Genomic DNA, 24,399 nt, shown 5'->3' on the forward strand with positions numbered 1-24,399 from the left:
CCGTTGACCGGGCACCCCCCTCCGCGACCGGCGTCAGCGTGCCCTTCGCGACACGCCGCGACCAGCCCGAACCCGAAACGTCCAGACCAACCGGCAAGCCCGCAGCTATGCGCGCCCGGGCGCCCTGTGGCCAGGTTCACGATCCAGCCGCCGGAGCAGTCCGGCGTCAGTGGCCGCTCGGGGTTCTGCGGTCGAAGACCAAGGGGCGGGCGGTGCGCAGGGCGGTGGCGATGGCGCCGAGCAGCACGGCGTCGTCGCCCAGTTCGCTCGGACGGACGGTGGGGCGCAGCGGGGTCGTCCGTTGCAGCGCCGCGCGGACCTGGTCGAGCAGCAGGTCGGCGCTGCGGCCGAGGCCGCCGCCGACCACGATGACATCGGGGTCGAGGACCGCGGTGACGGCGGCCACCACCAGGGCGATGCGTTCGCCTTCCTGGCGGACCACCTCGGTGGCGATGGCGTCGCCGGCGCGGGCGGCATCGAAGACGCGTTTGGCGGTGAGGCGGCCGGTCATGCCGCGGGCGCGGGCGGCGCGGACCACGGCGTCGGCGGTGACGGCTTCCTCGAGGGCGCCACGCCGGGAGACGGCGGCGGCGGTGTCGCCGAAAGCGGCCGGAAGGAAGCCGACTTCGCCGGCCGCACCGTGGGCGCCGGTGAAAAGCTCACCCTGGGAGACAATTCCGACGCCGAGGCCGGTGCCGATGAGGACGTAGACGAACAGGCGGCTGCCGCGGCCGCCGCCGTGGGCGTACTCGCCGAGCGCGGCGAGGTTGGCGTCATTGTGGACCGACAGCTCGGAAACGCCGAGAGCGTCCCGTAATTCGTCGAGCAGGCCCGCGCGGCCCCAGCCGGGCAGGTTGACGGCGTAGTGCATCCGGCCGTCCTGGGGATCGAAGACGCCCGGGCTGCCGAGGACGGTGTGGACGATGCGGTCCACGGGAATCGCGGCGTCGCTCAGGATTTCGCGCACGGCCCCGGCCGTCGTCTGGGCGAGGGCGGTGGCGGTGCGCGCACGGTTCGGAATGTCGGTGCGGGACAGTACTTTTCCCGACAGATCGGCCACGGCGGTCCGCAGGAACGCGCGGCCGACATCGATGCCGAGCACGTAGCCCGCGGTCGGATCCGGTTCGTACAGCACCGCCGTCCGTCCGCGCTCGGGGACGACCGTCCCGACCTCCCGCACGAGTCCGTGCTGCTGCAGCGCGGCAAGGGCGCTGGACACGGTGGGCTTGGACAGGCCGGTGTCACGGGCGAGCTGAGCGCGCGAGCCGGGTCCGGCGGTGCGCAGCTGCTCGAGCAGCAACCACTCGTTGTTGCTGCGCAAACGCTGCCTGTTCCAAGGGAGTTCGTCCATGACCGTCCGATCCTGATGCGTCATCGAGCCGACTGTAAACAATCGGCCGCAGCCCTTGACTCCGATAGTAAAGGAATTTAACTTTACAAAACCCATACGCCCCCTGCGCGACCCGGAGGCAGCCATGACCGGCCCCCGCACCCTCCCCCGAAGAATCGGCCTGTTCCAGGCCACGACCATCAATATGAGCCAGATGGTCGGCATCGGACCCTTCGTCACCATCCCCCTCATGGTCGCGGCCTTCGGCGGGCCGCACGCCGTCATCGGATTCGTCGCCGGCGCGGTGCTGGCGCTGGCCGACGGCCTGATCTGGGCCGAACTCGGCGCGGCCATGCCGGGCGCGGGCGGCACCTATGTGTATCTGCGCGAGGCGTTCCAGTACCGCACGGGGAGGCTCATGCCGTTCCTGTTCGTCTGGACCGCAATCCTTTTCATTCCGCTGATCATGTCGACCGGCGTGCAGGGACTGGTGCAGTACCTGACCTATCTGTGGCCGTCCATGACCACCGGGCAGGGTGACATCGCCGGGCTCGCGGTGGTGGCGCTGGTCGTGGTGCTGCTGTGGCGGCGGGTGGATTCCATCGGCCGCATCACCGTGGTGATGTGGGCGGTCATGATCGTGTCGGTGGCCGCGGTGATCCTGGCGGCGTTCACCCACTTTCATCCGGGTATGGCGTTCACCTGGCCCGACCATGCCATCGACTTCGGTCGCGGCGGCTTCTGGCTGGGCTTCGCTTCCGGGCTCACCATCGGCATCTACGACTACCTGGGCTACAACACCAGCGCATATATCGGTGCGGAGCTGAAGAGTCCGGGGCGGGTCCTCCCCCGCTCGATCATCTTCGCGGTGCTCGCGGTCATGGTCATCTATCTCGGCATGCAGATCGGTGTGCTCGGGGTCATCGACTGGCACGACATGCTCGACCCGAACAACGTTGCCTCACAATCGGTTGCGTCGGCGGTGCTGGAGAAGACCTTCGGAAAGGGTGCCGCCGATATGGTGACCGTACTGATTCTCGTCACCGCCTTCGCCTCGGTCTTCGCCGGATTGCTCGGCGGCTCGCGGGTACCGTTCGACGCCGCCCGCGACGGGGTGTTCTTCCGATCCTTCGGACGGCTGCACCCCGAACACGAGTTCCCGGTGCTCGGGCTGATCGTGATGGGTGCGATCACCGCGGCCGGGTTCGTCTTCGCCCGGCATGTGGGCGCCTCGGCCACCCATCCCCCACTGGCGGTGCTGATCTCACTGCTGACCACGGTCATGGTGATCGTGCAGGCCTTCGCGCAGATCGCGGCCGTAGTCGTCCTGCGGCGACGGCAGCCCGGGCTCGCGAGGCCCTACCGGATGCTGCTGTATCCGCTGCCGGCGGTCGTGGCGGCCATCGGCTGGGCGGTCATCTACGGGTACGCCGACAAGGCGAATCCGGGCGTGCACCCGATCGAGTGGTCACTGGCCTGGACCGCCCTGGGTATCGCGGCCTTCCTGCTCTGGTCACGGAGGGAGAAGACCTGGCCGTTCGGGCCGAAGCAGATCCGTGAGGAGTACCTCGACGCGGAGCCCGCAGCCGCCTGACCGGCCGGCCGTGGCGAGATAGACAACTCAGGTTGTTCAATTTCAATTGCACAACCTGGATTGTCTATCTAGGGTCGAGGCATGACCGATGCCCCCGCGATCCTGTCCGCGTCCTCGGCCCAGGCGGCCCGGGAACTGCGCGTGCTGGTGAGCCGCCTGCGACGGCGGTTCCTCGAGGCGTCGGACAATGTGGAGCTGACGCCCTCACAGCTGTCGGTACTGAGCCGGTTGAAGAACGGTGATGCCACCGCCAGCGAGATCGCCGCGGCGGAGCGGGTGCGGCCGCAGGCCATCGCCACCCACCTCGCCATTCTCAGCGACCGCGGCTTCGTGCTGCGGCGGCCCGATCCCAAAGACGGCCGGCGGCAACTGGTTTCGCTGAGCCCGGCCGGGCGGGAGCTGATGGCGGGCCGCAGCCGGGCGAAGCAGGAATGGCTCACCACCGCGCTCGAGGAGAAGTACACCGAGGCCGAGCGGCAGACGCTGCTGGCGGCGCTGGAGCTGCTGGAAAGACTCGGGCCGCAATGATCTCGACGCTGCACCGGCGGACCCGGGAGCGACCGCCCGACGGGTTCGACCGGCGGCTACTGGTGCCCATGATCACCAGCTCGATCCTGAACCCGATCAATTCGTCCATCATCGCGGTCTCGCTGGTGCCGATCGGTGTCGCGTTCGGGGCGCCGGCGTCGGAGACCGCGTGGCTGGTGTCGGCGCTGTACCTGGCCACCGCCATCGGGCAGCCGGTGGTGGGGCGGCTCATCGACCTCCACGGGCCGCGGCGGCTGTATCTCGGCGGCGCCGCGCTCACCGGATTCGCCGGCCTGCTGGGCATGGTCGCGCCGAGTCTCTGGGTACTGGTGCTGGCCCGGGTGATTCTCGGATTCGGCACGTGCGCGGGCTATCCCGCATCCATGTACCTGATCCGCAGCGAGTCCGAACGCACCGGGAAGGACAGTCCCCAGGGGGTGCTCACCGCCCTGGCCGTGGCCACTCAGACCATTGCCGTCATCGGCCCGACCCTGGGCGGTCTCCTGATCCATCTCGGCGGGTGGCGGGCGACGTTCGCGGTCAATCTGCCGCTGGCACTGGTGTGCCTGGTCATCGGATGGCGGCGGATAGCGAGAACCGATGCGCCGCACGGCGGCCGGTGGTCGGATCTCGATCTGCCCGGTATCGGGCTGTTCGCGGCGATGCTGATCAGCTTCCTGTTCTTCCTGATGAAACCGCAAGCGGCGCACTGGTATCTGCCGGTGCCGGCGATCGCCGCCGGGGCCGGGCTGGTGTGGCGGGAGCGGCGGGCCGAGCGGCCCTTCCTCGATGTGCGGCTGCTCGCGGGCAATGTCCCGCTGCTGGCCACCTACACCCGCACTCTGTTGACCGCCCTGGTCGGCTACTGCTTCCTGTACGGCTTCACCCAGTGGCTGGAGGAGGGCCGTGGCCTCTCCGCCGCCGGGGCGGGACTGATCCTGCTACCCATGTCGGCCACCGCGATCGGCGTGTCCGCGCTCACCGGGCGGCGTCCCGAGATTCGCGGCAAGCTGCTGGTCGGCTGCACCTGCCAGGTGGTCATGACGGTGCTGCTGCTGACCCTGCACTCCGGCACCGCCCTGTGGTTGCTGGTCGGCGCGGCCGTCATCAACGGCATCCCGCAGGGGCTCAACAATCTGGCCAACCAGAACGCCCTCTACCACCAGGCCGAGCCGGAGCGCATCGGTTCCTCGGCGGGCCTGATGCGGACCTTCTCCTATTTCGGCGCGATCGGGTCGGCGGCGGTCAGTGGCGCATTCCTCACTCCGGGTTCCGGCATCGCGGGACTGCACAATCTGGCCGGGTTCATGCTGGCTGCGGCGGCATTGTGCCTGGTCCTCGCGGTGATCGACCGCTCGCTGTGACCAGCGTCGACCAGCGCGACGGCCGGCCTTCACCGCCGGTGGTCCTAGCTACCGGCCAGTCTTCATACACCGTAAACACGCGTGTGCAATGCTCGGAGGGTGAGCAACGACGCTGAATTCACCGAACCCGCCCGGGTGAGCTTCCGCGGGCACGGCGGTATCACCATCGCCGGGGACAGCTGGGGACCCCAGGACGGCCCGCTGGTGGTGTTCCTGCACGGCGGCGGGCAGACCCGCGGCTCGTGGAAGGATTCCGGACTCGCCCTGGCCAAGGCCGGGATGCACGCGGTCCTGCTCGACGCGCGCGGGCACGGCGACAGCGACTGGGACCCGGACGGCAACTACACGCGCGAGGCCATGGTCGAGGACCTCATGGCGGTGCTGCGCGAACTGGACCAGCCCGCCTTCATCGTCGGCGCCAGCATGGGCGGCCTGACCGGGCTCATGGCCACCACCCACCCGGAGCGTGAGCGCATCACCGGTCTCGTCCTCGTCGATGTGGTGCCGCGTCCCGAGCGCAAGGGCGTCGAGCGCGTCATCAACTTCCTGAGCAGCAACCCGGAGGGCTTCGCCAGCCTCGATGAGGCCGCCGACGCCGTCGCCGCCTACCTCCCCCACCGCCGCCGCCCGCGCAATCCCGAAGGGCTGCAACGTAATCTGCGCCAGCGCGCCGACGGCCGCTGGTACTGGCACTGGGATCCCGCCATGATGGGCGGCCCGCGCGACGGGCGCGGCGAGGAGATCGACGTGCACACCGAGCAACTGGAGAACGCGGCGCGGCAGCTGACCATCCCGGTGCTGCTGGTGCGCGGCGCGCTGTCCGACGTCGTCAGCGAGGAGGGCGTGGCCGCGTTCCGGGCCCTGGTCCCGCACGCCGACTACACCGAGATCGGCACCGCGGCGCACACCGCCGCCAGCGACGCCAATGACGAATTCACCGACGCGGTGGTCGATTTCGTGCGCGCTCAGATCGGCGATGAGGGCCGCTAGCCGCTATTCACCGGTGAACACCCGGTCGAGCAGGTGGTCGAGCAGTTCGACCGCCGTCTCCCGGGTGGTCCCGCCGGCCAGGACCGCCTGACTGATCCCGGTGACCGCGAGCACGATCAGCTCCGCGTCGAGTTCCAGTGCACGCGTGCCGGTTTCGCCCGGACGCTCCCGCCCCAGCTGCTCGGTGAAGCTGGTGATCAGATACTGCGGCGCGCCCATCATCTCCGCCGAGGTGACGGTATTGCCGGTCAGATTCGCCGCATGGAAGGCCGCGAACACCAGATTGTCCTGGTGCCGAACATCATCCAGGGGAATCAGCCCGAGCGAGACAGCCCGGATGACCTCGCGCGGAGCGGCACCGGGCCCCAGCGCTCCCAGCGCCTCCGCGAACCCTCTCCCCCAGTCCTCCACCACCGCACGATGCGTGGCGAGCATGAGATCACGCTTGGTGCCGAAGTAGTACTGGATCAGGCGCACCGAGATCCCGGCCTCCGCCGCCACGGACTGGAACGTGGCGGCATCCAGCCCACCTGCGGCGATGACCGCCCGCGCGGCCGTGGTGATCTCCCGCCGCCGCTGCTCGTGATCCACCAAACGCGGCATATGACCAGCTCTCCTATTACTCCCGGGCATCGAAGTTTTTGATGGTACGCCCATATCATTTTTATGATACGTTCGTATCATCAACGATGATGAACGGGGAGGCGCAATGTCCGGGATCGGGCAATGGAAGAGCGAGGCGGCACGGGACGCCTACATGAAGGCCTACGCGAAGGCGGGACTCGGCTATCGGGCCCGAACCCCGTGGCCGCAGCGGCTGAAAGACGAAGAGCTGCAATCGATCACCGCTCCAGCCCTGCTCGTCTACGGCTCCGAGACGGTGCTGGGCAGTCCCGAGCGGGCCGCGGCGCGGGCGCGACAGCAGATGCCGCACTGCGAAGTGGAGATCTACCCGGGCGCGTCGCACGGGCTGCTGTTCCACGGCCCCGACAAGGACGCCGTGCTCGACCGGATTCTGAGCTTCGCCCGGCAGCACGAGCCGGCGGACGCGCTCGCGGCCGACTAGACGACCGACGACAGCCACTGCACGAAAGCGGAAGGGGAAGGCTTGATGGCCAACAAGATAGGACGTTTCACCAGCGCGAAGGCCAAGGAGAGCTATCTGCGCGCCTATGACGCGATGGCCGCGCGGTGGCCGGTGCCGTCGATGGAGCTCGATATCGAAACCTCGTTCGGGACAACGCGAGTGCGCAAATCCGGATCGGGGGACGGGACGCCGATCGTGCTGTTGCCGGGGATGCCGGGCAATGGGCTGTTCTGGGAGTCGGTGATCACGGAGCTGTCGCGGGATCGGGTGGTGTACACCGTCGATCCGCTCGGCTGGGCGGGGCGCAGCGAGCAGACCGCGCCGCTGCGCGATGAAGCCGGCATCGTCCGATGGTTGATCGAGGTGTTCGACGGATTGGGCACGGAGCGCGTGCATCTGGGCGGGTACTCCGTCGGCTCCTGGTTGTCGCTGCTGGTCGGCGTCCACCATTCCGAGCGGGTGGCGAGCCTGACCATGCTCGAACCCGGCGGCGCCACCTTCACGAAGCCGCGCTGGAGTGTGCTGTTCAGGTTCCTCGTCGGCGGGATCGTGCCGACACGCAAACGGCTGGCGAAGCTCACGGAGTGGCTCACGCCGGGTCTGCAGCTCAGCGAGGAGCAGTGGGCATTGACGTTGAGCGCCATCAAATTCCGCATCGCCATGCCGTGGGAGCGGCCGCTCACCGATGAGCAGCTGGCGGCCGTCACCGCGCCGCTGATGGTGCTGTTCGGCGCTACCACGGTCGCCAACGATCCGGAGGCCGGGGCGCGGCGCGTCCGCGAGCGCATTCCGGGGGCCGAGGTCGAGATCTACCCGGGCGTGGGTCACGAAATGCTGTGGGCCATTCCCGAACAGGTGATTCCGCGGTTCCTCGACTTCGTGAACGAGCACGACCAGGTCCGGGCCTAGCGGTACCGGGCGCTGACGGCCAGGCCCGGGGCATGGCCGTCAGCACCTCGACCTGCTCGGGGTCCGGGGCTTTCAGTTGCGCCCGAGCGAATTCGCCAGCTTCTTGACCACCTCGGCCGCCATCACGGCCTGACCGGAGGTCGAGAAGTGGATGCGGTCCGCGCTGAGCAGGTTGGCGCGGTCGTTGACCGGGTGGTCCCACATGTCGACCACGAGGGCGTCGTACTCGGCCGCCAGCCCGCGCACGATCTCGTTGACCGCGGCGACCCGCTCCGGCCAGTCCGGGAAGACCGGGACGACGTAGGCCCGGCCGAGCGTGAATGTGGTGAGCAGGGCGCCGGTCTGCTTCGCCAGGTCGTACATCTGGCGCAGTGTCCGCTCGATCTCGTCGAAGTCCGGTGTGCGCCGCACGATGTCGTTGGCCCCGCAGGGCAGATGAACCAGGTCCGGGCAGAACTCGAGCAGGCGGGCGGCCTGATTCTCGAGCGTCTGCGCGGTCGTCGCCCCGACCTCGGAGACATTGAGGTAGTCCAGGTCCGGCCGGACCGTCCGCAGGATCTCGGCCACCCGGTCCGGCCAGCCCTCGTCCCGGTAGCCCGGTGTGGGATCGCCGATTCCCGCCGAAAGGCTGTCTCCCACAACGGCATACCTCCCCCAGCGAGCCCCGGCCAGTAGTGCGACGGCATCCGCTCGGTCCAGACAGAACGGATCGGTCGCCTCGGTGAAGACGTGTTGTTCCATACAGAAAACAATACGTCCGCCCGTATGTATAACCCAAGAGGATTAGCCCCCTACGCACCGGACGCCGGTGCAACTGGTCGGTCGGTTTCGAAATGCCCAGGCACGCAAGCCATGCAGAGTCGACGGTTCTGACATGACGAAACACCCGTGCCGAAAAGCGGCCCAGCGCAGGAGTGCACATTGTTGCTGCGCATTCGCCGATGGATCGCTATTCTGGATGGAGCCGAAGGTGAGCTTGTGAAACCATCAGCGCCCCAAAGGGATCGGAGGCGTTGACGCGCGCACGTCGTGGCCATTGTGTTCGTATGTCCAAGTTGCGGCGGGTCCGGAATCGAAGCGCAGTCACGCGGCAGATGCACAGCTCTCACAGATTCGCGCAGTGACACACCGCGTTCGGCCCGAGCTCGATCGACACGGGTATGAGCGAAGAGGTTCCAGCCGAGACAGGAGACGAGCCATGACGATCACGCCGGAAGCCATCGCCCTCACCGGTCCAGGAAGCGGGGCTCGTATCAAATCACCGCAGACGGAGCCGGCGGACAAGGATCTGGACGCCCACCTACGCACGCTACGGCGACGCGTTCCGCATCTGATCGGATCCGCAGTGGCCTCGAGCGACGGACTGCTGCTGGCCGACGATCTTCCGGATGCCATAGAAGCCACCGGCATTGCGGCACTGACCGCGGCGCTGCTGTCGGTGTCGCTGACCTTCGCGGCCACCACCCATGGCGCCGACCTGCACGAGGTCGTCCTCGACAGCGGCGTCGGTCATGTGGTGATCTACCGCGCCGGCCCCATCGCCTGCCTGGCCCTGCTCACCGGCGCCGACGCCACGCTGGCCCGTGTTCATCTGGAAGCCCGCCCGGTGGTCCGCGCCATCGCCGCGACCCTGGAGCCGGCCCATCACGACTGACGGCACCCGAATTCCACCGATCGAGGACATCACACGGAAAGGGAGACACATGTCGAATCTGGATGTGGCACTGAAGGACATGATGACCATCGACGGGGCGCTCGGCGCCGCGATCGTCGACTACAGCAGCGGGATGACGCTCGGTACCGCCGGCGGATCCCGATCCCTGGACCTGCAGCTCGGCGCGGCCGGCAATACCGAGGTGGTCCGCGCCAAGATGCGCACCATCGAACAGCTCGGCCTCGACGAAGGGATCGAGGACATCCTGATCACCCTGACCGGTCAGTACCATCTGCTGCGCCCGCTGAGCGCGCACCCGGCGAGTCGCCTGTTCCTCTATCTCGCCCTCGACCGCATCCGCGGCAACCTGGCCCTGGCCCGTCACCAGCTCCGCAAGATCGACGAAGAACTCGACATCTGAACACCTCTATCGAACATACGTTCGGAATTATGGTAGGTTCTTCGACATGTCGACGCCTTGGCAGGGATCACTTCTGGACGGCTTCGGGGAAGTGGAGCTCGGTGCGCTGCAGGGGATACAGCGCACCGAGCTCGGCGACGGCGCCTGGGTGGATGTGCTGCCGGGCTGGTTGAGCGGCGCGGACGTACTGTTCGAACGGCTCGTGACGGAGGTGCCTTGGCGCGCGGATCGGCGGGCCATGTACGACCGGATGGTGGATGTGCCGCGGCTGCTGTGCTTCTACGAGGCGGAGCGGGAACTACCGGATCCGGTGCTGGTCGAGGCGCGGGAGGCGTTGAGCACGCACTACTCCGCTGAACTGGGCGAGCCGTTCACCACCGCGGGCCTGTGCTACTACCGCGACGGAAACGACAGCGTCGCCTGGCACGGGGACACCTCCGGGCGCGGGGCGACCGACGACACCATGGTGGCCATCATCTCGGTGGGTGCGGCGCGCGCCCTGCTGCTGCGCCCGCGCGGCGGCGGGGCGAGCGTGCGGTATCCCCTCGGGCACGGGGATCTCATCGTCATGGGCGGCTCCTGCCAGCGCACCTGGGAGCACGCGATACCCAAGACCAGACGGCCGGTGGGGCCACGCATCAGCATTCAATTCCGCCCGCGCGGAGTCCGGTAGGACGAGGGGTCCGGACACCGCGCCGGCCAGGCCGCCTCACCGCCTGGTAGTTCCCTGTGGCGCGGATATCCCGCGCCACAGGGGCTTTCGCTCCCGCACAGACAGTGGCGGCTCAGGCACGACGAGCGAACGCAGGTACCGGCTCGGGTAGCACACCTCGGCCGACCAGGAAGGTCGGCACGCTGCGCACCACGGGGATGCGCCGGAAAACGCGGAGAGCCATGGGCGTTTCGGTGGCGTTCGAGACGTCCAGACGACCCGCCACCGCAGGGCGGATGACGCCGGCGTGGGCCAGCCGCTGCATATTCTGGACGACGGCCGTGGGCAGGATTCGCCGACGCTGGACCCGGGCCAGGTCGGCGGTGGTGACGGTGTGCGACAACAGTTTCGGGCCGAGAATGCGCGCGGTGGCCACCGCGTCCTGCACCGCCAGGTTGATGCCGACGCCGCCGACCGGGGACATGGCGTGGGCGGCGTCGCCGATGCACAACAGGCCGTCGGTATACCAGCGGTCGACGCGATCCAGCTTGACGTCGAGCAGTTTCACCTCGTCCCAGGTCGCGAGGGCGTCGGCGCGGTCGGCCAGCCACGGGGCCACCGCGCCCAGATCACGCATGATGACGCCGACCGGTCGACTCGTGCGCAGGTCGGCGTCGCTGCCCTTGGCGATGAGCGTGGCGCTCTGCCAGTAGTCGCCGCGGTCGAACATGACCGCCACGCGGCGGGCGCTGACCACCGGGATCAGACCGGCCGGGTCGGTGCCGTTGCGCGGGATGCGGAACCACCACGCGTCGAACGGCGTGGGCCAGTTGTGAACCCCGAGCCCGGCGGCCGCACGCAGCACCGAGGAGCGGCCGTCGCATGCCACCGTGAGGTCGGCGCGAATCTCGCCGGTCGCACCATCTTTCGTGCGATAGCGCACACCCGCGACGGCGCCGCCCTCGTACACCAGATCGACCGCCTCGGTGTTCATGCGCAACCGGAAGGTCGGCTCGACGTCGCCCGCGCGGGCCAGTAGGTCCAGCAGGTCCCACTGCGGCACCATGGCCACATATTTGTGCCTGCCCGGGATGTGCGCGAACGTCGCGAGCGGCACCATGCGGCCGCCGATGGGTATCTGTATGTCGTTCAACCGCCGCTGCGGCAGTTTCGCGAAGTCCTCGCCCAGCCCCAGGGCGTCGATGAGGTCCAGGGTGGTCGGGTGCACGGTGTCGCCGCGGAAGTCGCGCAGGAAGTCACCGTGTTTCTCCAGCACCGTGACCTGGACACCACCGCGGGCCACCATCAGCCCCAGGAACATTCCCGCCGGTCCCCCGCCGACGATCAGACAGGTCGTACGTTCCATCGGGACCTCCCGAGCCGTTGACCACCGTCACCCTCGATGGTAGGCCGAGTGCGGCTCGGGCACAGTCGCTTCGCCGCCCTGAGCTAGCGGTCGCGGTAGAGCACGAAGAAGTAGGGTTCGGTCAATCCGCGCTTGTCCATCACACCCAGCAGGGTGTCCTCGTCGACCCTGCGGAAGATGTCGATGATCGGCAGATCGTCGTAGATCATTGCGGCGCTGGTCTTTCCGCGGAATTCCAGATTCCGCAGGCGGGCGCGCGGAGTCCGGGTCCGCAGCATCGGCCGCAGCGCCCCGAGTGACCGGCGCACCGGTTTCAGCGTGTCGACCGGCACCTTTCCCGCCAGGAACAGGGGCACCCGCCGCGGATCCACCGGGAAGATGTCCCCGGCCGGATCGGAGAACAGCAGCGGCTGCACGCTGTCGGCACTGTCGAATTGCTTGCCGTACCAGCCGCTTTCCACCAACATCCCGCCCCAGGGATGCCCGGTCGCCACCTCGGCCCCGCGCCACCGCCCGGTGGTGATCTCCTCGACCCGCACCGCCGGCAGACTGTCGAACAACTCCCAGGCCCGTGCGGCCGTGCCGTCCCCTGCCATCAGCGCCCGCAGCCGCAGCGCGCCATCCGTGGCCGACTCGGCGGCAACCATCATGATCTCCTCGATGAGAGCAATCGACATAATTTCTCTCACTGCATCCGGCGGCCCTTGCTCACACCACACCTAGGCTGGCATCATGCCGACCCCGCCGCCCGCCCACGTCGCCGCCGCCAACCGTCTCACCGCCCGCTGGTGCGCCGCCGCGGGGACCGGCGACTTCGCGCTGTCGGGCTGCGGCGTCTGGCCGCTGCTCGCCCTGCTGGCCTCCGCCGCCGACGAGCCCGGACGCAGCGAACTCGCCACGGCCACCGGCATTTCCGCCGCCGACGGCCATGATCGGGCACTGGACCTGCTGCGCACATTGGCCGAGGCCGACTCGGTCTCGGCGGCACTCGGCCTCTGGGTCCGGCGGGACCTGCCGCTGCGCCCGGAGTGGTCGCAACGACTGCCGGCGGGAACCGTGGAGACCCTCGCCGATCAGGCCGCGCTCGACACCTGGGCGAACGACCACACCGACGGCCTGATCGAGAAGTTCCCGCTCCCGATCGACGCCGCGACGGTCCTGGTGCTCGCCACCGCGCTGGTCGCCCGCGCCCGATGGGAGGACCCCTTCCACCGGACCACCATGGAGGTCACCGACGGACCGTGGCGCGGGCACAGCGGTCCCGCTCTGCGCCGGTTCTCGTCGCGCCCGCAGCACGCGAGCGTACTCGGCGCCGGTACGGCGGTGACCCGCGTAATCGTCTACGGCACAGAAGATCTCGACGTACACCTACTGCTGAGCGAGGGCACGCCGGGCACGGTTCTGACGACCGGCCTCGACGCACTGGAGGGCACCATCCCGATCCGGACGGACCTGCCCGCGGGCACCGAGGCACCCGGACTGAGAGTGCAGGCCGTGCCCGATCGCGGACAGGGCGACAGCCTGGAAACCCTGTTGCCGCCCTTCGAGATTCGCAGCCTGCACAACCTGATCGACCAGCCGGCACTGTTCGGCCTGACCGCGGTGACCGACAGTGCGCGCGGCCATTTCCCGGCGATGTCGGCGCGCCCGCTCTACGTCGACCAGGCCGCGCAGGACGTGTTCGCGCGCTTCACCGAGACCGGGTTCGATGCCGCCGCGGTCACCGCGCTGTCGATGATCCTGGGCAGCGCCCGGTTCGCGAGACCCGCGCACACCGTGCTGCACACCACCGTGACGTTCGACCGCCCGTTCGGATTCCTGGCCGTGCACCGGCCCACCGGACTGGCCGTGGTCGCCGGATGGGTCGCACACCCCGGTCGCTGACGACGAGGCCCGCCCGCCAGGCTTTTTGTCGAAACTACAAAAAGTTGCCCCGAATCGCTGGTGCCCATCGTTTTAGTCATCTAGCCTAAAACCATGACGACAGCACGAGAGACCGCCGAGAACATTCGGGCGGCCCGGCGGCCCGAGGATCTGTTCGGTGCTGCCGCAACGGATTCCGCGGCCCGGCAGGACGCCCGGCGGCGCTACCACCGGCTGGCGGGGATCGTGCATCCCGATCGGGTGGAGGCCGTCGACGCCGGCATCGCGGGGGCCGCGTTCGCACGGCTGGCCGAGCTGTACCGGCAGTGGCTGGACCTGGACGAGCCCGCCTTCGAGGTGACCGGCGCACACGGGACGTACCCGGTGGGAGCGCTGCACGCATCGGGCTCGGTCGCGGACGTGTACCGCAGCGGCTCGGACCGGGTCGTGAAGATCCCGCGCCGGGCGGCGGCCAACCGGCTGCTGTCCGGGGAGCGAAATGCCCTGCGCGACATCGCGATCGTGGCCGCGGAGCACGAATGGCCGGCGCCGTACTTCCCGGAGCTGGTCGATACGGTCGACCACCTGGACTCCGCGACCGGCGAGCAGCGCACGGTGAACGTGCTCGGCGCGCTCACCGCGGAGTTCGTGACGCTCGAGGAGGTCCGGGCCGCCTACCCCGATGGCCTGGATCCGCGCGACTACGCCTGGATGCATCGCCGGCTGCTGCGCTGCCTGGCCGGCGCACAGCTGGCGGGGTGGGTGCACACCGCCATCAGCCCGGCCAATGTGCTGGTGCATCCGCGCCTGCACGGAATCGTGCTGGCGGGCTGGTCTTTCGCGACCCGGCCCGGGAATCCGGCGGCGGCCACCCTGAAGTCGCTCGACTATCCGCCGGAGATCCGGGACGCGGTCTCCCCCGCCACCGATGTCCACCTCGCGCATCGCCTGATGCTCACCATGCTCGGCGACCGCGCACCCGCGGCCCTGCGGTCCTACGCCACGGGGTGCCTGCAATCCGATCCGCGGCTGCGGCCCGACGCCGCGGACCTGCTCGGGGAATTCGACGATCTGCTCGACCGGCTCTACGGGAAGCGCCGCTTCCGGCCCTTCGAGCTCACGAAAGGTAAGTGATAGCAATGGGTTACGGACGCTGGGACGACAGTGCCTACGACGCGGCGCGGACCTTCCGCGCGGCGAAGGGGCTCGACGACTTCGGCTACACCGCGGATATGCGGTCGGTGCCGTGGGATCAGTGGAAGGCGCACCCCACCCTGGACCCGTTCGGGGTGGACAAGCGGGAGTCGCGGGACTCCGACGACCACGGCAACTCGCTGCCCATCGCGGTGCTGTTCGACGTCACCGGATCCATGGGCCGGGTACCCCGCATCATGCAGGAGAAGCTGGCCAAACTGCACGGGCTGTTGCAGCGCAAGGGTTATGCGGAGGATCCGCAGATCCTGTTCGGGGCCATCGGCGACGCCGACAGCGACCGGGTGCCGCTGCAGGTCGGGCAGTTCGAATCCGACAACCGGATGGACGAGCAGCTGCGGCTCATCCTGCTGGAGGGCGGCGGCGGCGGGCAGAAATCCGAAAGTTACGAGCTGGCAGCGTATTTCATCGCCCGGCACACCGCCACCGACGCGTGGGACAAGCGCGGCCGCAAGGGCTACCTGTTCATCGTCGGCGACGAGCTGAACAAGAAGCGGCTGGCCGCTCGCCACCTTCGCACGGTCATCGGCGACGACGTCGACCACGACATCTCGGTCGAGTCGATCTACCGCGAGCTGGCCGACCGCTGGCACGTGCACTACATCCTGCCCAATCAGTCCAGCTACTACCGGGATCCGGAGATCGCCGAGCACTGGCAGGGGCTGCTGGGTGAGCGGTTCCTGCGGCTCGACGATCCGGCCGCGGTGTGCGAGCTCATCGCCCTGACCATCGGCATCGCCGAGGACCGCATCGATCTCGGGGCGGGGCTGGCCGATCTGCGCGATATCGGATCGACCAGCGAGGCCGACGCGGTGGGCAAGGCCCTCGCACCGCTGGGCGGCGCCCGGCGCGGACGCAGCGTCGGGGCGCTGCCGGCCGCCACCGGGACCGACGACGTGGATCTCTGACCGGATCCGATAGACGAAGGGACACAACATGTTCGGCGACAGTCACCTGATCGTGGTGGACCTGGGCTTCGGCGATGCCGGCAAGGGCGCCACCGTGGACTGGCTGTGCTCACCGCAGGCCGGGCTCGACGTGGCCGCGGTGGTGCGGTTCAACGGCGGGGCGCAGGCCGCCCACAATGTGATCGCAGACGCCCGCCACCACACCTTCCACCAGTTCGGGTCCGGCACCCTGTCGCGGGTGCCGACCCTGCTGTCGCGGCACATGCTGGTGGAACCGCTGGCCCTGGCCGCCGAGGCGCGCGAACTCGCCGCGCTCGGCGTCGCCGATCCGCTGTCCCTGCTCTACGTGGACGAGCGGGCCCTGCTCACCACGCCGATCCACGGAGCCGCCAACCGTTGCCGGGAGGATACGAGGGGTACCGCCCGGCACGGTTCGTGCGGCATCGGCATCGGCGAGACGGCGAGCTACGCGCTCGGCCACGACGCGCCCCGGGTCGCCGACTGCCGGCGACCGGAGGTGTTGCGGCGCAAACTGATCGCGCTCGAAGAACACTACGGGCCGCTGCTCGCGGGCGGACGGCACCGCTACGACCCGATCGATGATCTGGTCGCGGCGTACGCCGCGTTCGCCCGGGCCGTCGCCATTCTGCCGGGCGAGCAGCTCGCCGCGTTCGCACGTCAGGGCCGACTCGTGTTCGAAGGCGCGCAGGGGGTGCTGCTGGACGAGTGGCGCGGCACCCACCCGTACACCACCTGGTCGACCGTCGAACCCCGGCACGCGCGCGCCATGCTGGCGCGCCTCGGCGCGCCCGGCTACGTGCTCGGCGTGACCCGCGCGTACATGACCAGGCACGGGGCCGGGCCCTTCCCCACCGAGGACCCGGCACTCGCGATTGCGGAGCCGCACAATGGAACCGGCGAATACCAGGGCGCGTTCCGGCGCGGGCACCTCGATCCGCTGCTGCTCCGCTACGCCGTCGAAGTCTGCGGCGGGATCGACGGCGTGGTCGTCAACCACCTCGACGCCCTCGGCGACATCCGCACCGCCACCGGCTATCTCACCCCCGACGGCTGCGTCGACCGGCTGGCGTGCGGAACTTGGCAGGACCTCGGCCACCAGCGGCGGCTCACCGATCTCCTCGCCGCCGCCACCCCGGCCCTGGCCGACCTGCCCGCCGACGTGCCCGGCTACCTGGAGGCCGAACTCGGCGCGCCCGTGGTGCTCACCGCATGCGGACCGGACCGAGCCGATCGCACGCTCCGGATCCCGGCTCAGGCATGATTGTCCATTTGTGGAGCAACAATCCGCAGTGTCCATCGATGTGATCACCCTGCGCTACGGACCCGACGACCCCACCGCCGCCCTCGGCATCGCGCCCCGGCGGTGGGAGCCCTTCGCCGGTGAACTCGCGCTGCCGGGTGTACTGCTCGGCCTCGGCGAACGCCTGGCCGAGGCCGCCCACCGCGCGGTCCACACCAAACTCGGGGTACCGGCCGACGCCATCCTCGCCGTCGGGCAGGTCGCCACCTTCGATGAGCCGCACCGCGATCCACGCGGGCCGACGCTGTCCATCGCCATGTGGGCCGTGGTCGGCCCGCACGGGACCGACAGCGCGGCCTGGGTCCCGTTCGACGCCGTCCCGCATCTGGCCTTCGACCACAACCAGATCGTCGCCGCCGCCCGCGCCCGGCTGGCCGAGATGCTCTGGAAAGACCTGACATTCACCCGCGCCCTGACCGGCGACCAGTTCACCGCCACCAGAGCCGTCGACCTCACCACCGCCCTGCACGGCGCGAAACCCGACCCTGGCAACCTCAACCGGACCCTGGCCGCCATCCCCGGGCTCTCCCGCACCGGCGAACGGGTTCGTGTGAAGGCCACCGGCCGCCCCGCCGCCGTCTGGTCCTTCACCTAGCCGACCGGACCCGGCCCGGACGCCTCGGCCTGCGGCAGCACCGCTCGGCTCGCGAACCGGGCCGCACCCCACCGAAATTCGCGGCGGGCACAACGGCCCAGCGCACCGCGGCCGGTCAGGGAATCAGCACCAGGCGGCCGCGCAGGCCGCCTGCGGCGAGCCGGTGGTGGGCGTCGGCGACCCGGTCGAGGGGCAGGGTGCCGGCGACGCGCGGGGTCAGGCGGCCCGCGTCCACCAGGGCGGCCAGCTCGGCCAGACGGGGCCCGTCGGCGCGAATCCAGGTGTTGGCGACCCGGATTCCGCGTAGACCCGCCGGTTCCGCGCCACCCACCACGGCCGCGAACGCACCCCCGGAGCGGACCGCGTCGAGAGCCTCGGCGCCCAGGGACGCGGCGTCCACCGCACCGTCGGCGCCGCCCGGGATCAGGGCGCGCACCGCCTCGCCCAAGCGTGCCCCGCGCGGGACGAAGAATTCCGCGCCGAGTTTGCGGACCAGGTCCTCGTCCGGCGCGGCGGCGGTCGCCACCACCCGAAGGCCCTGGGCCACAGCCAGTTCCACCGCGAAGCCGCCGACCGCACCGGCGGCGCCGGTGATCAGCACGGTCTGCCCGGCGGTGAGTGCGAGCGCGTCCAGGGACTGCACGGCGGTCAGGGCATTCAGGGGTATCGTCGCCGCCTCGATCGCGGAAGCACGGCGCGGGGCGAGCGCGACGGCCGCGGCGTCCAGGACGACGAAATCCGCCTGCGCGCCCAGCGGCACGTCCAGGCGGTCCGACAACCCGTACACCTGGTCACCGAGCGCGAAATCCTCGACGCCGGAACCGATCTCGTCGATCGTGCCGGCCACGTCCCAGCCGAGGCCGATCACGTCGCGCGGCACCATCAGGCCCGCCTGTGCCAGACCGCCCGAGCGGGTGTGCAGGTCCACCGGATTCGCCCCGGCGGCGGTCACGCGAATCCGCACCTGCCCGGGGCCCGGCGACGGCACCGGCACGTCGGCCTGCTCCAGCACCTCGGGGCCTCCGAACGAACGAATCACCACGGCACGCATGCGAAATCTCCTCTGCTGAACGGTTTTCCCACCCAGCGGCAAACGTACGGAGTGTTACTCTCCGTCGGGAAGTACGCACCTCGGAGTGCGTACCGTACGCGAGGGAGAGCCATGGCGACCAAGACCGCGGCCCAGCGGCGCACCGAAGCCCGCCGCGCCTACGACGCCTACGTCCAGGAATGCCCCACCCGGCACCTGCTCGATCGCATCAGCGACAAATGGGTGAGCCTGCTGCTCACCGCGCTCGCCGGCGGACCCCGCCGCTACAGCGACCTGTCCCGCATCGTCGCGGGCGTCAGCCAGAAGATGCTCACCCAGACCCTGCGCACCATGGAACGCGACGGGCTGGTCAGCCGCGCGGTCACCGCCTCGGTGCCGGTCCGGGTCGACTACGAGCTCACCGAACTCGGACGCAGCCTGCTCCCGGTCATGCAGGCGATCAAGAGCTGGGCCGAGACCCGCATCGAGGACGTCCTCGCCGCCCGCGAACGCTACGACAGCAACCCGAACTGACCTGGACCGTCACCACTCAGGCAAATCCGTCACCCCGGCAGGCAGATCCCTCACAGCTCCGGCATATCCGTCGCGACCCGGGCATATCCGTCGCAACTCGGGCAGATCGGTTGCGGCTCAGGTACATCCACTTCGACTAGGGCGAATTCGCTGCGGCTCTGGCGGATTCGTTGCGACTCCCCAATCAGGCAGGTCCGTAGTCTCACCCAGCTCCGTCGACGACCGATTGGACCAGTTGCCGGACGGCTTCGAGGAGCCGGTCTTTCTGGCCGTTGCGGACCAGGTAGGGCACCAGGTCACCACCCAGCGGCGCGAGCAGCAACCCGCCGACCACGTCGGCGTCGAGATCGGGGCGGATCTCGCGGAGCAGGGTGCTGATGTGGGCGGCCCAGAAGGCGTGGAGTTCCTCGGCACGTGGATGCGGAGGTATTGCCCGATAGGCGACCGAGATCTCGATGTCGTCGGCGACCAGACGGGTCATGGCATCGAAGTAGGCCAGTAGGCGCTCTCCGGCCGGAGCGCCCGGACCGAGCGGCGGCGGACCCGACCGCACGGCCTCCATCAGGTCGAGCGCACCCTCGGCCATCAGTTCGTGCAGCAGGCCGGCCCGGCTGCCGAAGCGGTGGAAGAGCGTGCCCTTGGCCACCCCGGCCGCTGCCGCGATCCGTTCCATCGTGGCGGCTTCGGCCCCCTCCTCGGCGAACAGCTTCCGCGCCGCCGCCAGGATTGCCTGCCGGTTGCGCGCTGCGTCGGCGCGTTCCTTGGGCCGGTCCATATCACCACTTTCATTGACAACTTGACCGGCGGTCAATATCTTCGCAGACACATCTTGACCGTCAGTCAACTTATGAGAGGTTTTCAATGCACGCAATCCTATTGACCGGTACCGGCGCACCCGACGTCCTGGTGGCGAGCGAGGTGCCCGCGCCGCGCCCGCAGGACGGAGAGATCCTGGTGCACAGCGAGGCGATTCCGGTGCTGTTCCCGGAGACCATGCTGCGGTCGGGCGCGTTCCCGCTGCCGGTGGAGTTCCCGATCGTCTTCGGCACCCAGGCCGCGGGCGTCATCGCCGAGGTCGGCACGGGCGTGGACCCGGCGCTGATCGGGCAGCGGGCAGTGGTGAGCAGCAACAGTTTCGGCACCTATGCCGAGCAGGTCTGCGTTCCGGTGGAGACGGCGACCGCGATTCCGGACGGCCTGGGCACCGTCGAGGCAGCGGCGGTCGCCATGAGCGGGTCGGTCGCGATCCCGCTGCTGGAGACCGCGCGGCTCACCGGCACCGAGACCGTCCTGATCGAGGCGGCCGCGACCGGTGTCGGCGCCTATCTCACCCAGCTGGCCAAGGAGTACGGCGCCGCGCGGGTGATCGCCACCGCGGGCGGGGCCGAAAAGGCCGCGCAGGCACGCGAATTCGGCGCGGACATCGTCGTCGACCATCACCTTCCCGGCTGGACCGAGCAACTGCGCGAGATGCTCGGCGGCACAACGCTGGACGTGGTGTTCGACTCGATCGGCGGCGAATCCGCCCTGGCCCTGCTGGATCTCATGACGCCGCTGCGCGGCCGCATGCTCAGCTACGGCTTCCTGTCCGGCGCGCCCGCACAGGTCGGCGCCATGGACCTGATCATGCGCGGCCTCACCCTGATCGGCTGCTCCGGACCGGACTGGCTGGCGGGGGTCGCCGCTGCGCGCGCCGCGGCACTGAATCGCGCCGCGACGGGATCACTGACCCCGCTCGTCGACCGCGTGCTACCGCTCGGCCAGGCCGCCCACGCCCATCAACTGCTGGCCGACCGGGCGGCCAAGGGCACGATCGTGCTGCGTCCCAGCGGGGCGTGACGAAAGTCCGGATCAGCCGGTGATTTCCCACTCGTAGACGGTGAGTTCCGAAGCGCCCGTGGTGTGAATCGGGTCGGTGCGGATCAGTTCCTGTGCGGCAGCCAGGTTTTCGGCGGTGATCACGTACGCGCCGCCGCTGCCGTCGGTGAATTTGCCGGTTTCCACCAGCTGTCCGCGCTCGCGGACGGCCGTCAGCCAGTCCTTGTGCGGGACGATGACGGAGTCGTCGAAGCGCGGGGTGCGCATGGCCATCACGAGATACTTGCGCACCCTGCGCTTCTCCTTCGAACTACTTCTCGTCGTCGGCGACGACGGTGGCACGGGTCGCGGCGGCGGCCGCCCGCACCTGCGGGGCCACCTGGACCACCTGCCCGAGCACACCATTGATGAACGACGGCGAATCGTCGGTGGAGAGCTCCTTGGCCAGCTCCACCGCCTCGTCGACCGCCACCACCGGCGGAACGTCGTTGCCGTGGAACAACTCCCACACCGCCACCCGCAGGATGGCGCGGTCCACGGCGGGCAGCCGTCCCAGCGTCCAGTCCTGCAGGTACGACTCGATGGTGCCGTCCACCCGGTCCAGATCGTCGGCGACGCCTTCGACCAGGACCCGGGTGTAGGGGTTCACCGGCGCCACCGACTCCTCATGCACCGCCAGCGAGACACGCTCGGACAGCAGATCCGCGGGATCGATATCGCGGGCCTCCGCCTCGAAGAGCAGATCCACCGCGCGCCGGCGCGCCTTGTGCCGTGCGCCGAGCTTCTTGAACGACTTCTTGTCCGATTGATCGGCCACGGAAGACATTATCCGTCGCGTCAGTTGTTGACGCGGCTGATGTAGCTGCCGTCCCGGGTGTCGATGCGCAGCTTGTCACCCTGGTTGATGAACAGCGGCACCTGCACCTCGGCGCCGGTCTCCACGGTGGCGGGCTTGGTGCCGGCCGAGGAGCGGTCGCCCTGCAGGCCCGGCTCGGTGTGGGTGACGATCACGTCGATGGCGACCGGGAGCTCGACGAACAGCGCCTCGCCCTCGTGCATGGCGATCTGCACGGCCATGTTCTCCAGCAGGAAGCCCGCGTTGCGGCCCAGCAGCTGCTCGCTCAGGTGGATCTGGTCGTAGGTGTCGCCGTCCATGAAGATGTAGTCCTGACCATCGTGGTACAGGTACGTCATGTCGCGACGGTCGACGGTCGCGGTCTCCACCTTGACGCCGGCGTTGAAGGTCTTGTCGACGACCTTGCCCGAGACCACGTTCTTCAGCTTGGTACGCACGAAGGCGGGACCCTTACCCGGCTTCACATGCTGGAACTCGACGATCTGCTGCAGCTGATTGTCGATCTTCAGCACGAGGCCGTTCTTGAAGTCACTGGTGTCCGCCACTGTCCTCGGATCTCCTACTAGTCGGTCGAACCGCGCGTCAGTCGACGACGGTCAGGTCTTTGCTGGTGCGGGTGAGCAGCTCCGGGCCCCCCTGGCGAACCACGAGTGTGTCCTCGATCCGGACACCACCGCGGCCGGGGAAGTACACACCTGGCTCGACGGTCACCGCCACGCCATCCAGCAGTGTACCCGTGCCGGTTTTGGCTATTCCGGGCGCTTCGTGAATCTGCAGGCCCACACCGTGCCCGAGGCCGTGCACGAACAGCTCACCGTGCCCGGCAGCCTCGATCACCGCGCGCGACGCCGCGTCCACCGCCTTGGTCGAGACGCCCGGGGTCAGGGCCTCGCGGCCGGCCTGCTGTGCCCGCTGGACCAGGTCGTAGACCTCGCGCTGCCAGTCCGTCGGCGCACCCAGCACGAAGGTGCGGGTCATGTCGGAGTGGTAACCGCCGACCACCGCGCCGAAGTCGAGCTTCACGAAATCACCGGTGGCCAGCACCGACCCGGTCGGGCGATGATGCGGGACAGCCGAATTCGCGCCTGCGGCCACGATGGTCTCGAAGGCGACCGCCTCCGCGCCGTGCTCGAACATGAGCCACTCCAGCTCCCGGGCCACCTCTCGCTCGGTGCGGCCGGGACGCAGGCCGCCGCGCTCGAGCAGGGTGGCCAGGGCCGCGTCGGCGGCGTCGCAGGCCGCGCGCAGCTGCTCGACCTCGAAGTCGTCCTTCACCATGCGCAGCTGCTCGACCAGGCCCGAGACCGCGACCAGGTCCAGACCGGTGCCCAGCGCGGACAGGCCGCGATGCTGTTCGACGGTGACCACGTGGCTCTCGAAACCGACCCGGCCGGTCTGCCACTCCCCCGCGATCTCCATGACGCGGCGGGCACTGGCCCGGTTGATCTCGGCGCGCAGATCGGGCACCTGCACGCCGACCTGGGTGAGGTAGCGGCCGTCGGTGCAGATGATGGTGCGGTCCTCGCTGGAATCCCAGGCGTACACCAGCAGCGCGGCGTTGGACCCGGTGAAACCGGTCAGGTACCGGATATTGATCAGGTCCGTGACCAGCAGGGCATCGACGCGGTTCTCCACCAGCAGATTGCGCAGGCTGGCCCTGCGCAGCGCGTAGTCGGGGCGCCGGACCGGATCGTGATCAGCAGACATGCGTCAAAGCTACCGCCGACACGCCGCAACACCGACACGCAACACGTGAACGACCTGGTAATGGAACCCAGGCTGTTCACATCGCAAGCGGTTCTCCACATTTCGCGCTCACGCCCCCCGCGCCGGCCGCCGCCGCGCGATCCTCGATCCATGTCTCCGTTGCCGGTCCTGCTGCTGACCCTGTGGTGCGTCGCCCTGAGCGTCTGCGATCTGCGCAGCCGGCGGCTACCGAACGTCCTCACCCTGCCCGGCGCCGCGCTCGTGCTCGGCTACGGATTCGCCACGGGCAGGCCGGCACTCGCGGTCTCCGGTGCCCTGCTGCTGGCCGTTCCCTACCTCTTGGTCCACCTCTGCTGCCCGCGCGCCCTCGGCGCGGGCGACGTCAAACTCGCCTTCGGTCTAGGGGCGGCGACAGCCCTCTGCGGCGCCCAGACCTGGTGCTGGGCGGCATTGGCCGCGCCGATGCTCACCGCCGCCGCCGGCCTGGGCGGCATGCTCGGGCATCGACTGCCGATCCCGGGCGCGGGCGGGCGGGCGGTCGTCGCCGGGACGCTCGCGCACGGGCCCGCGATGTGTGCCGCGAGCATGGTGGCGGTGGTGGCCGTGCGCTGACATCGGGCTATGCACGGGCCGTGTGTTCGAGCACCCCTGTTGTCATGG

At 69.3% G+C, this 24,399-nt stretch carries 28 protein-coding genes; 17 read left to right on the top strand and 11 right to left on the bottom strand.

Annotated elements, in window-relative coordinates; all coding sequences use genetic code 11:
* Positions 1-166: 166 nt before the first annotated feature.
* Positions 167-1,375, bottom strand: coding sequence for an ROK family protein (locus tag ACWEKS_RS11785; RefSeq protein WP_452340029.1), 1,209 nt, complete (start codon positions 1,373-1,375; stop codon positions 167-169).
* A 100-nt stretch (positions 1,376-1,475) separates the two neighbouring features.
* On the opposite strand from ACWEKS_RS11785, the gene ACWEKS_RS11790 reads away from it, so the two are divergent.
* The 4 genes from ACWEKS_RS11790 to ACWEKS_RS11805 all read left to right on the top strand — a co-directional run bounded on the left by ACWEKS_RS11790 (position 1,476) and on the right by ACWEKS_RS11805 (position 5,806).
* Positions 1,476-2,924 (top strand): APC family permease, encoded by a 1,449-nt coding sequence (locus ACWEKS_RS11790; RefSeq protein WP_452340030.1) that lies wholly within the window; start codon positions 1,476-1,478, stop codon positions 2,922-2,924.
* A gap of 81 nt (positions 2,925-3,005) precedes the next feature.
* Positions 3,006-3,452, top strand: coding sequence for a MarR family winged helix-turn-helix transcriptional regulator (locus tag ACWEKS_RS11795; RefSeq protein ID WP_452340031.1), 447 nt, complete (start codon positions 3,006-3,008; stop codon positions 3,450-3,452).
* Positions 3,449-4,816, top strand: coding sequence for an MFS transporter (locus ACWEKS_RS11800; RefSeq protein ID WP_452340032.1), 1,368 nt, complete (start codon positions 3,449-3,451; stop codon positions 4,814-4,816). The genes ACWEKS_RS11795 and ACWEKS_RS11800 overlap by 4 nt, the downstream gene beginning before the upstream one ends.
* A gap of 99 nt (positions 4,817-4,915) precedes the next feature.
* A complete protein-coding gene (locus ACWEKS_RS11805) occupies positions 4,916-5,806 on the top strand; it encodes an alpha/beta fold hydrolase (protein WP_452340033.1) in 891 nt (296 codons plus the stop codon).
* A 3-nt stretch (positions 5,807-5,809) separates the two neighbouring features.
* Here ACWEKS_RS11805 and ACWEKS_RS11810 read toward each other — a convergent pair whose 3' ends face one another.
* Positions 5,810-6,409: a TetR/AcrR family transcriptional regulator gene (locus ACWEKS_RS11810; protein ID WP_452340034.1), complete on the bottom strand. Its 600-nt coding sequence runs from the start codon at positions 6,407-6,409 to the stop codon at positions 5,810-5,812.
* 106 nt (positions 6,410-6,515) lie between these two features.
* Here ACWEKS_RS11810 and ACWEKS_RS11815 point away from each other — a divergent pair, with 106 nt between their 5' ends.
* The gene (locus tag ACWEKS_RS11815) at positions 6,516-6,872 is read left to right on the top strand and encodes a hypothetical protein (protein ID WP_452340035.1); all 357 of its coding nucleotides are present in this window, start codon (positions 6,516-6,518) and stop codon (positions 6,870-6,872) included.
* Positions 6,873-6,917: 45 nt separating this feature from the next.
* Positions 6,918-7,802 (top strand): alpha/beta fold hydrolase, encoded by an 885-nt coding sequence (locus tag ACWEKS_RS11820; RefSeq protein ID WP_452340036.1) that lies wholly within the window; start codon positions 6,918-6,920, stop codon positions 7,800-7,802.
* 72 nt (positions 7,803-7,874) lie between these two features.
* On the opposite strand, the gene ACWEKS_RS11825 is transcribed toward ACWEKS_RS11820, so the two are convergent.
* Positions 7,875-8,543: an SGNH/GDSL hydrolase family protein gene (locus tag ACWEKS_RS11825; protein WP_452340037.1), complete on the bottom strand. Its 669-nt coding sequence runs from the start codon at positions 8,541-8,543 to the stop codon at positions 7,875-7,877.
* A gap of 457 nt (positions 8,544-9,000) precedes the next feature.
* On the opposite strand from ACWEKS_RS11825, the gene ACWEKS_RS11830 reads away from it, so the two are divergent.
* The 3 genes from ACWEKS_RS11830 to ACWEKS_RS11840 are packed head-to-tail and all read left to right on the top strand — an operon-like array spanning position 9,001 to position 10,550.
* The gene (locus ACWEKS_RS11830; RefSeq protein WP_452340038.1) at positions 9,001-9,456 is read left to right on the top strand and encodes a roadblock/LC7 domain-containing protein; all 456 of its coding nucleotides are present in this window, start codon (positions 9,001-9,003) and stop codon (positions 9,454-9,456) included.
* A gap of 49 nt (positions 9,457-9,505) precedes the next feature.
* The gene (locus ACWEKS_RS11835; protein ID WP_354837374.1) at positions 9,506-9,877 is read left to right on the top strand and encodes a hypothetical protein; all 372 of its coding nucleotides are present in this window, start codon (positions 9,506-9,508) and stop codon (positions 9,875-9,877) included.
* Between the two features lie 46 nt (positions 9,878-9,923).
* Complete coding sequence (locus ACWEKS_RS11840) at positions 9,924-10,550, top strand: alpha-ketoglutarate-dependent dioxygenase AlkB (protein WP_452340039.1); 627 nt, start codon at positions 9,924-9,926, stop codon at positions 10,548-10,550.
* A 112-nt stretch (positions 10,551-10,662) separates the two neighbouring features.
* Here the strand turns inward: ACWEKS_RS11840 and ACWEKS_RS11845 are convergent, their stop codons facing one another.
* Both ACWEKS_RS11845 and ACWEKS_RS11850 read right to left on the bottom strand, forming a co-directional pair.
* The gene (locus tag ACWEKS_RS11845; RefSeq protein ID WP_452340040.1) at positions 10,663-11,895 is read right to left on the bottom strand and encodes an FAD-dependent oxidoreductase; all 1,233 of its coding nucleotides are present in this window, start codon (positions 11,893-11,895) and stop codon (positions 10,663-10,665) included.
* An 83-nt stretch (positions 11,896-11,978) separates the two neighbouring features.
* Positions 11,979-12,491, bottom strand: coding sequence for a DUF4334 domain-containing protein (locus ACWEKS_RS11850; RefSeq protein WP_452340174.1), 513 nt, complete (start codon positions 12,489-12,491; stop codon positions 11,979-11,981).
* A gap of 136 nt (positions 12,492-12,627) precedes the next feature.
* Between ACWEKS_RS11850 and ACWEKS_RS11855 the strand changes: the two genes are divergently transcribed.
* From ACWEKS_RS11855 to ACWEKS_RS11875, 5 genes are all read left to right on the top strand, one after another.
* A complete protein-coding gene (locus tag ACWEKS_RS11855; protein ID WP_452340041.1) occupies positions 12,628-13,779 on the top strand; it encodes a serpin family protein in 1,152 nt (383 codons plus the stop codon).
* 93 nt (positions 13,780-13,872) lie between these two features.
* Positions 13,873-14,892 (top strand): hypothetical protein, encoded by a 1,020-nt coding sequence (locus ACWEKS_RS11860; RefSeq protein ID WP_452340042.1) that lies wholly within the window; start codon positions 13,873-13,875, stop codon positions 14,890-14,892.
* A gap of 5 nt (positions 14,893-14,897) precedes the next feature.
* Complete coding sequence (locus ACWEKS_RS11865; RefSeq protein ID WP_452340043.1) at positions 14,898-15,878, top strand: hypothetical protein; 981 nt, start codon at positions 14,898-14,900, stop codon at positions 15,876-15,878.
* Positions 15,879-15,906: 28 nt separating this feature from the next.
* Positions 15,907-17,160: an adenylosuccinate synthetase gene (locus ACWEKS_RS11870; RefSeq protein WP_452340044.1), complete on the top strand. Its 1,254-nt coding sequence runs from the start codon at positions 15,907-15,909 to the stop codon at positions 17,158-17,160.
* Positions 17,161-17,188: 28 nt separating this feature from the next.
* Entirely contained in the window at positions 17,189-17,794 is a 606-nt protein-coding gene (locus ACWEKS_RS11875; protein WP_452340045.1) for an NUDIX domain-containing protein, read from the top strand.
* Positions 17,795-17,909: 115 nt separating this feature from the next.
* Here the strand turns inward: ACWEKS_RS11875 and ACWEKS_RS11880 are convergent, their stop codons facing one another.
* Positions 17,910-18,845, bottom strand: coding sequence for an NADP-dependent oxidoreductase (locus ACWEKS_RS11880; protein ID WP_452340046.1), 936 nt, complete (start codon positions 18,843-18,845; stop codon positions 17,910-17,912).
* Between the two features lie 111 nt (positions 18,846-18,956).
* Between ACWEKS_RS11880 and ACWEKS_RS11885 the strand changes: the two genes are divergently transcribed.
* Positions 18,957-19,358, top strand: coding sequence for a winged helix-turn-helix transcriptional regulator (locus ACWEKS_RS11885; RefSeq protein WP_452340047.1), 402 nt, complete (start codon positions 18,957-18,959; stop codon positions 19,356-19,358).
* 202 nt (positions 19,359-19,560) lie between these two features.
* Here ACWEKS_RS11885 and ACWEKS_RS11890 read toward each other — a convergent pair whose 3' ends face one another.
* On the bottom strand, positions 19,561-20,133 hold the full coding sequence (locus tag ACWEKS_RS11890; protein ID WP_452340048.1) for a helix-turn-helix domain-containing protein: 573 nt from the start codon (positions 20,131-20,133) through the stop codon (positions 19,561-19,563).
* Positions 20,134-20,219: 86 nt separating this feature from the next.
* Here ACWEKS_RS11890 and ACWEKS_RS11895 point away from each other — a divergent pair, with 86 nt between their 5' ends.
* The gene (locus ACWEKS_RS11895; RefSeq protein WP_452340049.1) at positions 20,220-21,197 is read left to right on the top strand and encodes a quinone oxidoreductase family protein; all 978 of its coding nucleotides are present in this window, start codon (positions 20,220-20,222) and stop codon (positions 21,195-21,197) included.
* A 12-nt stretch (positions 21,198-21,209) separates the two neighbouring features.
* On the opposite strand, the gene ACWEKS_RS11900 is transcribed toward ACWEKS_RS11895, so the two are convergent.
* Genes ACWEKS_RS11900 through ACWEKS_RS11915 form a run of 4 tightly spaced genes read right to left on the bottom strand, consistent with a single transcriptional unit; the run spans position 21,210 to position 23,739 of the window.
* Positions 21,210-21,467: a YciI family protein gene (locus ACWEKS_RS11900; RefSeq protein ID WP_452340050.1), complete on the bottom strand. Its 258-nt coding sequence runs from the start codon at positions 21,465-21,467 to the stop codon at positions 21,210-21,212.
* A 19-nt stretch (positions 21,468-21,486) separates the two neighbouring features.
* Positions 21,487-21,993 carry a transcription antitermination factor NusB gene (gene nusB, locus ACWEKS_RS11905; RefSeq protein ID WP_452340051.1) on the bottom strand — a complete coding sequence of 169 codons (507 nt, stop codon included), beginning with the start codon at positions 21,991-21,993 and terminating at the stop codon, positions 21,487-21,489.
* Between the two features lie 20 nt (positions 21,994-22,013).
* Positions 22,014-22,577: an elongation factor P gene (efp, locus tag ACWEKS_RS11910; protein ID WP_354837343.1), complete on the bottom strand. Its 564-nt coding sequence runs from the start codon at positions 22,575-22,577 to the stop codon at positions 22,014-22,016.
* Between the two features lie 37 nt (positions 22,578-22,614).
* Positions 22,615-23,739: a M24 family metallopeptidase gene (locus tag ACWEKS_RS11915; RefSeq protein WP_354837341.1), complete on the bottom strand. Its 1,125-nt coding sequence runs from the start codon at positions 23,737-23,739 to the stop codon at positions 22,615-22,617.
* Positions 23,740-23,889: 150 nt separating this feature from the next.
* Here ACWEKS_RS11915 and ACWEKS_RS11920 point away from each other — a divergent pair, with 150 nt between their 5' ends.
* On the top strand, positions 23,890-24,351 hold the full coding sequence (locus tag ACWEKS_RS11920; RefSeq protein WP_452340052.1) for a prepilin peptidase: 462 nt from the start codon (positions 23,890-23,892) through the stop codon (positions 24,349-24,351).
* Positions 24,352-24,399: the final 48 nt, after the last annotated feature.

Source organism: Nocardia sp. NPDC004711, from assembly GCF_053601595.1.